The sequence below is a fragment of the Aeromicrobium sp. CFBP 8757 genome, assembly GCF_014841755.1.
GTDB lineage: Bacteria > Actinomycetota > Actinomycetes > Propionibacteriales > Nocardioidaceae > Aeromicrobium.
The window spans coordinates 84,644-96,072 of record NZ_JACYUM010000005.1; the positions used below are offsets into that span (position 1 = coordinate 84,644).

General features: G+C 71.7%; 14 protein-coding genes. 7 read left to right on the plus strand and 7 right to left on the minus strand.

Annotation, left to right across the window (positions count from 1 at the left end; translation table 11 throughout):
• Positions 1 to 17 precede the first annotated feature (17 nt).
• Positions 18 to 776 carry a hypothetical protein gene (locus IFT73_RS14565; RefSeq protein ID WP_192168252.1) on the plus strand — a complete coding sequence of 253 codons (759 nt, stop codon included), beginning with the start codon at positions 18 to 20 and terminating at the stop codon, positions 774 to 776.
• On the opposite strand, the gene IFT73_RS14570 is transcribed toward IFT73_RS14565, so the two are convergent.
• Complete coding sequence (locus IFT73_RS14570; RefSeq protein ID WP_192168253.1) at positions 773 to 1,255, minus strand: GNAT family N-acetyltransferase; 483 nt, start codon at positions 1,253 to 1,255, stop codon at positions 773 to 775. The two genes, IFT73_RS14565 and IFT73_RS14570, sit on opposite strands and share 4 nt — an antisense overlap.
• A gap of 96 nt (positions 1,256 to 1,351) precedes the next feature.
• Here IFT73_RS14570 and IFT73_RS14575 point away from each other — a divergent pair, with 96 nt between their 5' ends.
• Both IFT73_RS14575 and IFT73_RS14580 read left to right on the plus strand, forming a co-directional pair.
• On the plus strand, positions 1,352 to 1,933 hold the full coding sequence (locus IFT73_RS14575) for a hypothetical protein (protein WP_192168254.1): 582 nt from the start codon (positions 1,352 to 1,354) through the stop codon (positions 1,931 to 1,933).
• A 22-nt stretch (positions 1,934 to 1,955) separates the two neighbouring features.
• Entirely contained in the window at positions 1,956 to 2,609 is a 654-nt protein-coding gene (locus IFT73_RS14580; protein WP_192168255.1) for a VOC family protein, read from the plus strand.
• A gap of 20 nt (positions 2,610 to 2,629) precedes the next feature.
• Here IFT73_RS14580 and IFT73_RS14585 read toward each other — a convergent pair whose 3' ends face one another.
• The 4 genes from IFT73_RS14585 to IFT73_RS14600 are packed head-to-tail and all read right to left on the minus strand — an operon-like array spanning position 2,630 to position 5,614.
• Entirely contained in the window at positions 2,630 to 3,019 is a 390-nt protein-coding gene (locus tag IFT73_RS14585; RefSeq protein ID WP_056609555.1) for a Fur family transcriptional regulator, read from the minus strand.
• Between the two features lie 9 nt (positions 3,020 to 3,028).
• Entirely contained in the window at positions 3,029 to 3,868 is an 840-nt protein-coding gene (locus IFT73_RS14590) for a metal ABC transporter permease (RefSeq protein WP_192168256.1), read from the minus strand.
• The gene (locus IFT73_RS14595; RefSeq protein ID WP_244633471.1) at positions 3,861 to 4,607 is read right to left on the minus strand and encodes a metal ABC transporter ATP-binding protein; all 747 of its coding nucleotides are present in this window, start codon (positions 4,605 to 4,607) and stop codon (positions 3,861 to 3,863) included. The genes IFT73_RS14590 and IFT73_RS14595 overlap by 8 nt, the downstream gene beginning before the upstream one ends.
• Positions 4,608 to 4,663: 56 nt before the next feature.
• Positions 4,664 to 5,614 (minus strand): metal ABC transporter solute-binding protein, Zn/Mn family, encoded by a 951-nt coding sequence (locus tag IFT73_RS14600; RefSeq protein ID WP_244633472.1) that lies wholly within the window; start codon positions 5,612 to 5,614, stop codon positions 4,664 to 4,666.
• 339 nt (positions 5,615 to 5,953) lie between these two features.
• Between IFT73_RS14600 and IFT73_RS14605 the strand changes: the two genes are divergently transcribed.
• The 3 genes from IFT73_RS14605 to dusB all read left to right on the plus strand — a co-directional run bounded on the left by IFT73_RS14605 (position 5,954) and on the right by dusB (position 9,206).
• Entirely contained in the window at positions 5,954 to 7,339 is a 1,386-nt protein-coding gene (locus IFT73_RS14605; protein ID WP_192168259.1) for a glycine--tRNA ligase, read from the plus strand.
• Between the two features lie 25 nt (positions 7,340 to 7,364).
• Positions 7,365 to 7,970: a hypothetical protein gene (locus IFT73_RS14610; RefSeq protein ID WP_192168260.1), complete on the plus strand. Its 606-nt coding sequence runs from the start codon at positions 7,365 to 7,367 to the stop codon at positions 7,968 to 7,970.
• A 93-nt stretch (positions 7,971 to 8,063) separates the two neighbouring features.
• Positions 8,064 to 9,206: a tRNA dihydrouridine synthase DusB gene (dusB, locus tag IFT73_RS14615; RefSeq protein WP_192168261.1), complete on the plus strand. Its 1,143-nt coding sequence runs from the start codon at positions 8,064 to 8,066 to the stop codon at positions 9,204 to 9,206.
• 26 nt (positions 9,207 to 9,232) lie between these two features.
• Here the strand turns inward: dusB and IFT73_RS14620 are convergent, their stop codons facing one another.
• Positions 9,233 to 10,561, minus strand: coding sequence for a PH domain-containing protein (locus tag IFT73_RS14620; protein WP_192168262.1), 1,329 nt, complete (start codon positions 10,559 to 10,561; stop codon positions 9,233 to 9,235).
• On the minus strand, positions 10,545 to 11,036 hold the full coding sequence (locus tag IFT73_RS14625) for a PH domain-containing protein (protein ID WP_192168263.1): 492 nt from the start codon (positions 11,034 to 11,036) through the stop codon (positions 10,545 to 10,547). The genes IFT73_RS14620 and IFT73_RS14625 overlap by 17 nt, the downstream gene beginning before the upstream one ends.
• A 142-nt stretch (positions 11,037 to 11,178) precedes the next feature.
• On the opposite strand from IFT73_RS14625, the gene IFT73_RS14630 reads away from it, so the two are divergent.
• Positions 11,179 to 11,379 carry a hypothetical protein gene (locus IFT73_RS14630; protein ID WP_192168264.1) on the plus strand — a complete coding sequence of 67 codons (201 nt, stop codon included), beginning with the start codon at positions 11,179 to 11,181 and terminating at the stop codon, positions 11,377 to 11,379.
• Positions 11,380 to 11,429: the final 50 nt, after the last annotated feature.

Here is an 11,429-nt window from a genome sequence, read left to right on the forward strand (position 1 = left end):
GGTGGCACGGTGTTCGGGTGACATCGGTCGGACGGCGGCTCGTGACGTTCCTGCCGATCGTCGTGACGCTCCTGATCGCGGCGGTCGTCGGGGCGCTGATCGTCGTCCAGGACCACCGGGAGTCGCAGCAGGTCGCGCGGGCCGACGAGGCCGCCGAGGACTACCTGTCGGACGTCGGGATGTTCCGCGGTGACGTCGCGCGCGAGGTCGGTGCCGTCGCGGCCGACGACCCGGCCGCCCTGCGGCGGGCGCTGCGCAGCGCGATCGCCGACCCGCCGACGCTGCCCTCGCCGCCACCCGACGGCGTCGAGCGGTCCGAGACGTACGCGACCGCGCTCGAGACCGCCGAGACGCTGCTCGACCGGTACGCACGGCTGGACCGCGAGCTGCGCCGCGCCCAGGTCGCGCTCGACTTCGTGGGGGCCGCCCGCGACGCGCTGGCGCTGCGGGCGACCGACCTGGTGGGCTTCGGCCCGATCGGCGACAGCGCGGCGGTGCGGTCGCGCCTGATCCCGGCGTTCGTCGCGGCGCGCGACGAGCTGGCGCGGGTGCGCGTCCCGAAGGGCCAGGAGGCCCTGGCGAGGACGGTGCGCGACGCGTTGCAGGTCGTCATCGACCGTGCCACGGTGCTCGCCGACAGCATCGACGCGAACCGCAGCTTCTCGTTCTCGTACGCCGACGAGTTCACCGCCGCCATCGCGGCGGTCGACGACTACGCCACGACGGTCGAGGGCGACCTCGCCGAGGCGGTCGCGGCGCTGGAGGACGTCCGCTAGACGTCGTGACCCGCGACGTCGGGCACGTCGCTGCCGGTGAGCGCGGACGTCGACGGCTTGCGCACCATCGGCACGTGGTCGATGCCGGCCTCGACGAAGTTGTCGCCCGACCGGACGTAGCCGTGCAGTCCGTACCACTGCTCGAGGTACGCCTGGGCGTTCAGCTCGAGCGTGCCCGTGCCCCAGCGACGGGTGCACTCCGCCACGAGACGGCCCGACAGGCCACGCCCACGCTGGTCGCGCCGCGTGCACACGCGGCCGACGTGACGCCCGCCGTCCTCGACGAACGAGCGCAGGTAGCTCGTGATGCCGTCGTCGTCGACGAGCCACAGGTGCGTCGTGGTCGGCAGCAGGTCGCGCCCGTCGACGTCCACCTCGTCGCACTGCTGCTCGACGGCGAACACCGCGTCGCGGATGCGCCAGATGTCGTGGACGTCCTGCGCCGTCAGCTCGTCGCCCGTCACGGCCCGAATCGTCATGGCCCCAGCGTAGGCGGCGACGGGTCGCCGCAGGGTGCGGACGGAGCCTCGACGGTCGATCATGTCTCGGGGACGGTCCGGGACGAGGAGGAACCGATGGGCGAGCGCACCGTCGTGGCGTCGATGCCTCGGCACGAGTGGGACCGCGCGACGACGTCCGTGACCCGGGTCCTCGACCGGGCCGCGGCGGTCACGTGGTGGACGGCGGCCGCCACGAGCGTCGTGCTGGTCACGGCCGGCTGGTTCTCGGCAACCGGCATCCTGCGCTGGTCGGCGGTGGTCTACGGGATCGCTCTCGGTGTCGGCGCGGGCTACGGCGTACGCGCCTTGTACGTCGCGGTGCGGGTACGTCGCGCCGTGCGGCCGCTGCGCCGGTTGCTGGTGCCGGACGTCGTGGCCGAGGCGCGGGCGGCACAGCTCGTGTCGCTGCTCGTCAACCACGGGTCGATCGTCGAGCCGTACCTGCGGCTGCGCGCAGTGGTCGGCGAGGCGCGGGTCGACCTCTCGAGCGAGGACCTGACCGATCGCCCGTGGCCACGTCCCGGCTTCTGGCAGCTGCTGTTCACGGGACCCGACGGAACGTACTACGACGACGGCAGCGGCACGATGGACGAGGCGGCCGGTGACGCGGGTGACGGCATGAGTCTCGACCTCGACGTGGACGTCGACGGGACGTAGGCGCCGGGCCTAGGGTGGCGGCATGACCGACGAGCTGCTCTCCGGTGACCAGATCGCGCGGCTGGGGCTCGACGACTGGCGGTCGATGTACGGCGCTCTCGAGGCCCGGTTCGCGACGGGCGACTTCGCGACGGGGCTGCGACTCGTCGCCGCGATCGGCGAGGCGGCGCAGGTCGCGCAGCACCACCCCGACGTCGAGCTGCGGTCCACGCACGTCGACGTGCTGATGACGACGCACGACGCGGGCGGCAAGACCGCGCGCGACGTCGAGCTGGCGCGTCGTGTCAGTGCGCTCGCCGCCGACCTCGGCGTCCCGGCGGAGCCCGCGGACGTCCAGCGGCTCGAGCTGGCCCTCGACACGGCCGACGTCGACGAGATCCGGCCGTTCTGGGCCTCGGTCCTCGACGCTCGCGACACCGGCGGCGACGAGGTCGTCGACCCGCGCGGGCGCATCCCGACCATCTGGTTCCAGGCCAGCGACCCGCACGACGAGCCCCGTCAGCGCTGGCACCTCGACGTGCGGGTGCCGCCCGAGGTCGTCGACCGTCGCATCGCCGCCGCGCTCGCGGCGGGCGGCACGCTCGTCACCGACGAGCACGCGCCGCGCTTCTGGGTGCTGGCCGATCCTCAGGGCAACAAGGTCTGCCTCTGCACGCACGTCACCCGCACCGACTGACGGGGAGCAGCAGGCACGCGTCAGGCGGGGCAGGACGAGCAGGTGCCGAAGATCTCGAGCGTGTGCGCGACGTCGCGGAACCCGTTCTCGTCGGCGATCTTGTCGGCCCAGCGCTCGACCGACGGGCCCTCGATCTCGACGGTGCGGCCGCACGACCGGCACACCAGGTGGTGGTGGTGACCGGCGCTGCACTGGCGGTAGAGGACCTCGCCGTCGTCGTTGCGCAGCGCGTCGACCTCGGCGGCGTCGGCCAGCACCTGCAGGCTGCGGTAGACCGTCGACAGGCCGACCGACTCGCCGCGCCTCTTGAGGATGTCGTGGATCTCCTGGGCGCTGGCGAATCCGTCGAGGTCCTCGAGGATCGCGACGACGGCTCGGCGCTGACGGGTGTTGCGGGGTGCATCGACCATGACGTCCTCCTAGTGCGAATCTACCCGGTGGCGCTGGGGGCGGGTGCGGGCGATGACGGCGCCGGCGAGCGAGGCGAGGGCGAACACCGCGAGCGCGATCATGACGATCGTGGGCCCGGGGGCGGTGTCGGCCTGGTAGCTCGTGAAGAGCCCACCGACCGCCGCGAACAGGCCGATCGCCATGGCCGCGAGGTGCGTCGTGCGGAAGCTGCGGGTCAGCTGCTGCGAGGCCGCCACGGGCACGACCATCAGCGCCGACACGAGCAGCAGGCCGACGGTCTTCATCGCGACCGTGATCGTGACGGCGGCGAGCACCGCGATCAGGATGCTGTAGGCGCGGGTCGGCACGCCGCTGACCTTGGCGTGCTCCTCGTCCTGGCACACCGCGAACAGCTGGGGCGAGAGCCCGAGCGACAGCGCGATCACGACGACGCCCAGGATCCCCACGAGCACGAGGTCGGAGCTGCTGACCGTCGTGATCGCGCCGAACAGGTAGGCGTTGAGCGAGTTGGCGCTCTCGTCGGCGAGGTTGGTCAGCAGCACGCCGCCCGCGATGCCGCCGTAGAACAGCATCGCGAGGGCCACGTCGGCGCTGGTGCGACCGTACATGCGCAGCAGCTCGATCAGCACCGCTCCGAGCGCTGCCACGACGACCGCCGTGAGGATGGGGGCGACGTTCACCAGGAGCCCCAGGGCCACGCCGGTCAGTGCGACGTGCCCGAGCCCGTCGCCGAGCAGCGCGAGGCGCCGCTGCACCAGGAACGTGCCGATGGCCGGCGCGGCCAGGCCCGTGAAGACCGCCGCCACGAGCGCGTACCGCATGAAGTCGTACTGCAGTGCCTCAAACATCGTGCCGCCCCACCGGGTTGCCGCTGAAGCCGTCGGCCTTCTCGGGCTGACCGCTGTGCTGGTGGACGTGGACGTGCTCGGCGTCGCGGATCGCGTCGACGGGCCCGTCGTACGTCACCGATCCGCCGTCGAGCACGACGGCGCGGTGGATCAGGGGACGCAGCGGGCCGAGCTCGTGCGCCACGAGCAGGATCGAGGTGCCCTCGGCGACCAGACCCGCGAGCAGCTCGGCGAGCGTCTCCTGGTTGTCGTGGTCGACGCCGGCGGTCGGCTCGTCCATGATCAGCAGCTCGGCTCCGGCCGCCAGGGCGCGGGCGATGAGGGCCCGCTGCTGCTGGCCGCCCGACATCTCGCTGACGGCCGAGCGGGTGCGGTCGGCCAAGCCGACGCGGGCGATCGCGGCCTCGACGGCGGCGAGGTCGTCCTTCGTGCGCCAGCCGACGAACCGGCGCCGTGCGAGGCGTCCGCTCATGACGACCTCGTGCATCGTGGCCGGCACGCCCGCGACGGCGCGCGACCGCTGGGGGACGTAGCCGAGGCGCTGCCGGTCGCGGAAGCGGCTCAGGGGGGTGCCGAAGAGCTCGACCGTGCCGGAGCTGAACGGCACGAGGCCCACGGCGGCGCGCACGAGCGTCGACTTGCCGGACCCGTTGGCACCGAGCAGGGTGACGAACTCACCGGCGGACACGTCGAGGTCGACCTGTCGCAGGACAGGTCGACCGTCGAGTGCCACGGTCATGCCGCGGACCGCCAGGGGGAGCGGTGCGGTTGACGGTGTGGTGCGCGAAGCGTGTGTCATGAACAGCTGTTGGCCTTCTCCAGGGTGTCGAGGTTCTTCAGCATCAGGCTCACGTAGTCCTCGTCGGCCGTGTTCTCCGACAGTCCCTCGATCGGGTCGAGCGTAGCGGTCGTCGCTCCGGTCTCCTTCGCGATGGTGTCGGCGATCGCCGGGCTGACGAGCTCCTCGGTGAAGATCGTCGTGATGCCCTGGTCCTTGACGAGCTGCGTGATGTCGGCCAGCTGCGACGGCGACGGCTCGTTCGACGGGTCGATGCCGGCGATCGGCACCTGGGTCAGGTCGTACCTCGCGGCGAGGTACTGGAACGCGGCGTGGCTCGTGACGATCGTGCGGGTCCTGCACGTCGCGAGGCCCGACTGGAAGTCCTTGTCGAGCGAGGCCAGGCGGTTGACGAAGGCCGTGGTGTTCGCGGCGTAGGTCTGGGCGTTGTCGGGGTCGACGGCCGCGAGCTTCGTCTCGAGCGCCTTGGCGATCGCGATCATGTTCTGGGGGTCGAGCCACGTGTGCGGGTCCTCGTCGCCGTGGTCGTGGTCGTCCTCCTCGGCGTGGTCCTCGCCCTCGTGCTCCTCCTCGGCGCCCGCCTGCGTGGGCTTGAGCTGGACGACGGAGGCGACGTCGAGCGTGTCGTCGTCGGAGCGGTCGGCCTGGTCGACGGCCTCGTCGACGGCGGCCTGGAAGTGCTCCTCGAACACGACGAGGTCGGCGTCCTGCACCGACGCGACCTGCTTGGGCTTGAGCTCGAGGTCGTGGGGCTCGACACCCGGCGCGGTGAGGTTGTCGACGTCGACGAGGTCGCCGCCGACCTGCTGCGCGGCGTAGGCGAACGGGTAGAAGGACGCGGCGACCGAGATCTTCCCGTCGGCGGCCGCGCCGTCCTCGGAACCACCGCAGGCGGCGAGCGACAGGACCAGGGGGAGGGTGGCGACCAGCGCCAACGTCTTCTTCATGAGAACCATGTTCAATCGTCATGACAACCGTTGTCAAATCGTGTGCCTTGCGGTTTCCCAGGTGAACCTGGGAAACCCTCGTGCCGTCCGCCGCACCCCGGAAGCCGGCACCTCACCCCTGGTGCGATCGGGGTGAGGTGCTGGGAGGCGGGGTGGACCGCCGAACCTTCCGGGGTCCACCTGGGAAACAGCGGAAGGTTCCGGGGTCCACCTGGGAAACCGCGGCCGCGGGACGGTGGGCGGCAGGGGCTCGATAGACTCGGGTGCACCTCGGGCGCGGGACATCACGATGTCGCGCACAGGCCCGCCGACACCCAGCCGGATTGGAAACATCCCCTCATGGCAACGACCGTCGATCACGTCATCAGCCTCAGCAAGCGCAGGGGATTCGTCTACCAGTGCGGCGAGATCTACGGCGGCACCAAGTCCGCCTGGGACTACGGGCCGCTGGGCGTCGAGCTCAAGGACAACATCAAGCGGCAGTGGTGGCGCTCGATGGTGCAGGGGCGCGACGACGTCGTCGGCCTCGACTCCTCGGTGATCCTGCCGACCGCCGTCTGGGAGGCGTCGGGCCACCTGGCGGCCTTCGTCGACCCGCTCGTCGAGTGCCAGAACTGCCACAAGCGCTACCGCCAGGACCACCTGCAGGAGGCGTACGCCGAGAAGAAGGGCCTCGACGACCCCGACGCCGTCGAGATGGACGTCATCGTGTGCGCCGCGTGCGGGACCCGCGGCCAGTGGACCGAGCCGCGCATGTTCAACGGTCTGCTCAAGACGTTCCTCGGCCCCGTCGAGTCCGACGAGGGACTGCACTACCTGCGTCCTGAGACGGCCCAGGGCATCTTCGTGAACTTCGCCAACGTCATGACGACGTCGCGTCGCAAGCCGCCGTTCGGCATCGGCCAGATCGGCAAGAGCTTCCGCAACGAGATCACGCCCGGCAACTTCATCTTCCGCACCCGTGAGTTCGAGCAGATGGAGATGGAGTTCTTCGTCGAGCCCGGCACCGACGAGGAGTGGCAGGAGACCTGGATGAAGATCCGGATGGACTGGTACACGGGCCTCGGCATCTCGCCCGACAACCTGCGCTTCTTCGAGCACCCCGCCGAGAAGCTCTCGCACTACTCCAAGCGCACCGTCGACATCGAGTACCGCTTCGAGTTCGCGGGGTCGACGTGGGGCGAGCTCGAGGGCATCGCGAACCGCACCGACTTCGACCTCAAGACCCACGCCGAGCACTCGGGCAAGGACCTGCAGTACTTCGACCAGGCCGCCAACGAGCGGTGGACGCCGTACGTCATCGAGCCCGCCGCCGGCGTCAACCGGTCGATGATGGCGTTCCTGATCGACGCCTACACCGAGGAGCAGGTGCCCAACGCCAAGGGCGGCACCGACGCCCGCACCGTGCTGAAGCTCGACCACCGCCTCGCGCCGGTCAAGGCCGCGGTGCTGCCGCTGTCGCGCAACGAGGACCTGTCGCCGAAGGCACGCGCCCTGGCGACCGAGCTGCGCGGGTTCTGGAACGTCGAGTTCGACGACGCGCAGGCCATCGGCAAGCGCTACCGCCGCCAGGACGAGATCGGCACGCCGTTCTGCATCACGGTCGACTTCGAGACGCTCGACGACCAGGCCGTCACGATCCGCTCGCGCGACACGATGCAGCAGGAGCGCGTCGCGCTCGACCAGGTGACGGGATACCTGGCGGCGCGCCTTCCGGGCTGCTGAACCCGCGGTGCGCCACAATCGGCGCGTGACGCGATCCACGACACGACCCGCGAGGGCCGCCGCCGCCCTCGCGGCGACGGCCCTCGCGCTGGTCACGGCGGCCTGCTCGTCGTCCGACCCGGCGCCGGCGGAGGCGACCCCCACGGCCGCGACGCCCCGTGGCTTCGACGTCCCGGCGGGCGTCACGATCACGCCGGGCGGGACGAGGCTCGCGGTCGGCAGTCCTGCGACCGTCGTCTACGAGGTCGAGGGCGCCACCAGCGCCGTGACCGTCACCGTGACGAAGGTCGAGGCGGGCTCGATGGACGACTTCCGCTTCTTCTCGCTCGACGCCGCGACGAAGAAGTCGAGCCCGTACTACGTCCGCGCCACCGTCACGAACGACGGGCCGGCGGGCCTGGGTGGGACGTCGCTGCCGCTGTTCGCGCTCGACTCGACCACCACCAACGTCCCCGCGAACGACATCGTCGGCACGTTCAAGCCGTGCCCGACGCGGGCGCTGCCCGCGAGCTTCCTGCCGGGCGCCACGGCCCGGCTGTGCCTGGTCTACCTGCTGCCCGAGGGACGCACCCTGCGGTCGATCAACCTGCAGACCGGCACGACCGCCGACGCCATCGCCTGGAAGCCCTGACCCGGCCCCGGCCGCCTGCGCTGAGTGCATCAGACCGGTGAGCGACGATCCTGCGCATTTCTGGGCTGGGGCCCGGTGCGCGACAATGGGTGAGTGTCTGTAGCTGCCCTGCCCCGCTCCCTGCGGCTCGGCGACCTCGAGGTCGCCACGCCCGTCGTGCTCGCGCCGATGGCCGGGGTCACGAACGCACCGTTCCGGCAGCTGTGCGCCGAGCAGGGCGCGGGCCTGTACGTGTGCGAGATGATCACGTCGCGCGGCATCGTCGAGGGCGATCGCACGAGCCTCAACATGCTGACGTTCGCGCCCAACGAGCAGTTCCGCTCGGTGCAGCTGTACGGCATCGACCCCGACACGATCGGTCGCGCCGTCGAGATCCTGTGCGCCGACCACGGCGTCGACCACGTCGACCTGAACTTCGGCTGCCCCGTCCCGAAGGTGACGCGCAAGGGCGGGGGAGCGGCTCTGCCCTGGAAGGACGTCCTGCTCGGCCAGATTCTGACCAAGGCCGTCGCGGCGGCCGCACCCTACGGCGTGCCCGTCACGATGAAGACCCGCAAGGGCGTCGACGACGACCACCTGACGTACCTCGACGCCGGACGGATCGCCCAGGACACCGGCTGCGCCGCGATCGCGCTGCACGGGCGCACCGCGGTGCAGCACTACTCGGGGCGCGCCGACTGGGCCTCGATCGCCGAGCTCAAGGCGTCCGTCGACATCCCCGTGCTCGGCAACGGCGACATCTGGGAGGCGTCCGACGCGATCCGCATGGTCGAGGAGACCGGGGTCGACGGGGTCGTGGTGGGGCGCGGCTGCCTCGGACGTCCGTGGCTGTTCCGCGACCTCGCGGCCGCCTTCGCCGGCGAGACCGTCGTGGGCCTGCCGGTGCTGGGCGAGGTCGCCGCGATGATGCGACGGCACGCCGAGCTGCTCGGCGGGGTGCTCGGCGAGGAGCGTGGCTGCATCGAGTTCCGCAAGCACATCGCGTGGTACCTCAAGGGGTTCACGGCCGGCAGCGAGATCCGCAGCCGTCTCGGCATGGTCTCGTCGTTCGCCGCGCTCGACGAGCTGCTCGGCCGGCTCGACCCGACCGAGTCGTTCCCCGTCGCCGAGCTCGGTACGCCGCGCGGACGTCAGGGCACGCCCAAGCGCGTCGTCGTGCCGGACGGCTGGCTCGACACGCGCTCGGTCGAGGGCCCGCTCGACCCCCTCGCCGAGGACGCGACCTCCGGCGGCTGACGTCCGTCGCCTCGCGAAGCGTGGGTTCAGGCGCGGGAGGCGCGGGCGCGCTCGAGCTGGGCCAGCATCAGGGCGCGGGCGTCGCCGGCGTCGAGGTGGCGACCGTCGGCGTCGACGGGGCCCTTGGGCGTGTGCACCTCGACCGTCGCGACGCGGCGCAGGCGCTGCAGCGGCCCCTGACGCAGCTCGACCGACTGGGTGCGGCGGTGCGGGACGATGCTCGTCGTCCGCTCGACCCAGCCCTCGTGCGCGACGAACGACGCGTCGTCGGCTCCCGCCCACCGGTAGCGCCACCCGATCGGGGCGAACCACCACGAGCGGCGTGGCGCGGCCGTGCGGGGCACGGCGACCGTCGCGGCCGGCATCAGCTCGGCGATGACGGCGGCCGCGAGCGCCGGGTCGGCGATCGGCAGCAGGATCGACGACGAGTCGCCCCCCTGCTCGTCGCCGTGCGCCGCGTACCCCGCGACGTCGACCTCGAGGCGCTGCCAGCCGAGACGTCGCCACACGAACGGCTCCTTGATCGCGATGCCCTGCACCCGGTCGACCGGGATCGTCTGCGACGTGCGCGACAGCAGGCCGCGCTCGATGCGCAGCCCCCGCTCGCCCCGCGACAGCGTGAAGTTCCACTGCTGCAGCACGCGTCGCGCGACGATCTGAGCGAGCCACGTCGCGAGCGGAACGATGCCGCCGAGCAGCACGACGATGCCGCCGAACCGGAAGACCAGCACCATCAGGACGACCGTGCCGACGGCCGCGAACAGGAAGTCGAGCGACAGCAGCGTGCCGATCACGACGCGCTCGGGCGGCACCCGCGTGATGATGCTGCGGTGCTCGTCGGCCGGCTGCTCGTCGACCTCGCCGTGCGCGCGCGACAGCAGGACGCGGCGCAGGTCGCGCGCGTCGTCGAGCTTCAGGAACCTCAGCGTCGTGCGCGAGTCCTTGCCGCCGGCCATCTCGATGCGCAGCTCGGCCAGGCCCAGGACGCGCGCGACCAGGGGCTCGGCGATGTCGACGGACTGGATGCGCTCGTACGGGATGCGCCGTGACGACTTCGTCACCAGGCCCGTGTTGATGCGCAGCTCGGAGCCGTCGATGACGTACCGCGTGAACAGCCAGCCGACGTAGCCCACGACCATGCCGATCACGAGCCCCGCGACCAGCGCGATGCCGAGACTGAGGAGGGGCGACAACCTGCCCCACGAGTCGCCGGAGAACACCGAGCTCGCCAGGCCGACGACGGCCGCGACCGCGAAGAGCGCCCCGCGGACGACCGCCGTGAGGGGGTGCGTGCGCTGCCCGCGCGTCTCGGACGCCACGGGGAGGGGCGCCGCGACGTCAGAGTCCGGCGCCACGCGACTCGCCCAGCTCGGTCAGCCGGTTGCGCAGCCTCGTCGCCTCGTCGGACGGCAGCCCCGGGATGTCGGCCGCGGTCTCGGTGCTCGCGGTGTGCAGCGTGACGGTCGCGATGCCGAACGCCCGCGCGAGCGGCCCGGCCTGGACGTCGACGAACTGCATGCGCCCGTAGGGGATCGCGACGAGCCGCTTGAACATCACGCCGCGCGTCACGAGCAGGTCGTCGACGTTCTCGGCGTAGCCCCAGCTGCGCTGGTTGCGTCCCGCCCACACGAGCCCCCAGACGCCTCCGACGAGACCCACGACCGCCACGGGCGTGCCGATCCACCAGAAGTCGGGCATCACGGCCAGGAGCACGACGCCGACGAGCACGACGACCGCCGCGCACCCGCCGATCACGAGCCGGCGGACGGTCGCCAGACGGGGCGACACCGGCTGCCACGCCCCCGAGACCGGGGCGAAGAGGTTGTCCATCCGCTCACCCTAGCCACGCGGAGCGGAGTTGACCGGGGGCAGGACGCGGTGGGAGACTGATAGACGCGGATCGTCGATCCTGCCGCGTGCCCAGCAGCTCCTGAGCACGCCTCACCAGCAGCCGAGCTCGCGGAGAACAGCCATGGCCAAAGCACTTGTCGGATACCTCGGCGGACCCACCTCGGCGCAGCACCAGCAGACCGCCTCGCTGCGTCGGCGCATCGCCGACCTCGAGAACGAGGTCCTGCGGCTCAAGGTCGAGAACGACGGCCTGCTGGCCGCCCTGCGCGAGCGCGTCGACCTGGTCTCGGCCAGCGACCTCGCCGAGCCCGTCTCGCACTGAGGCGCGCGACGCGTCACGGACGTCGCGCACCGGACACGCGCGGCACTAGG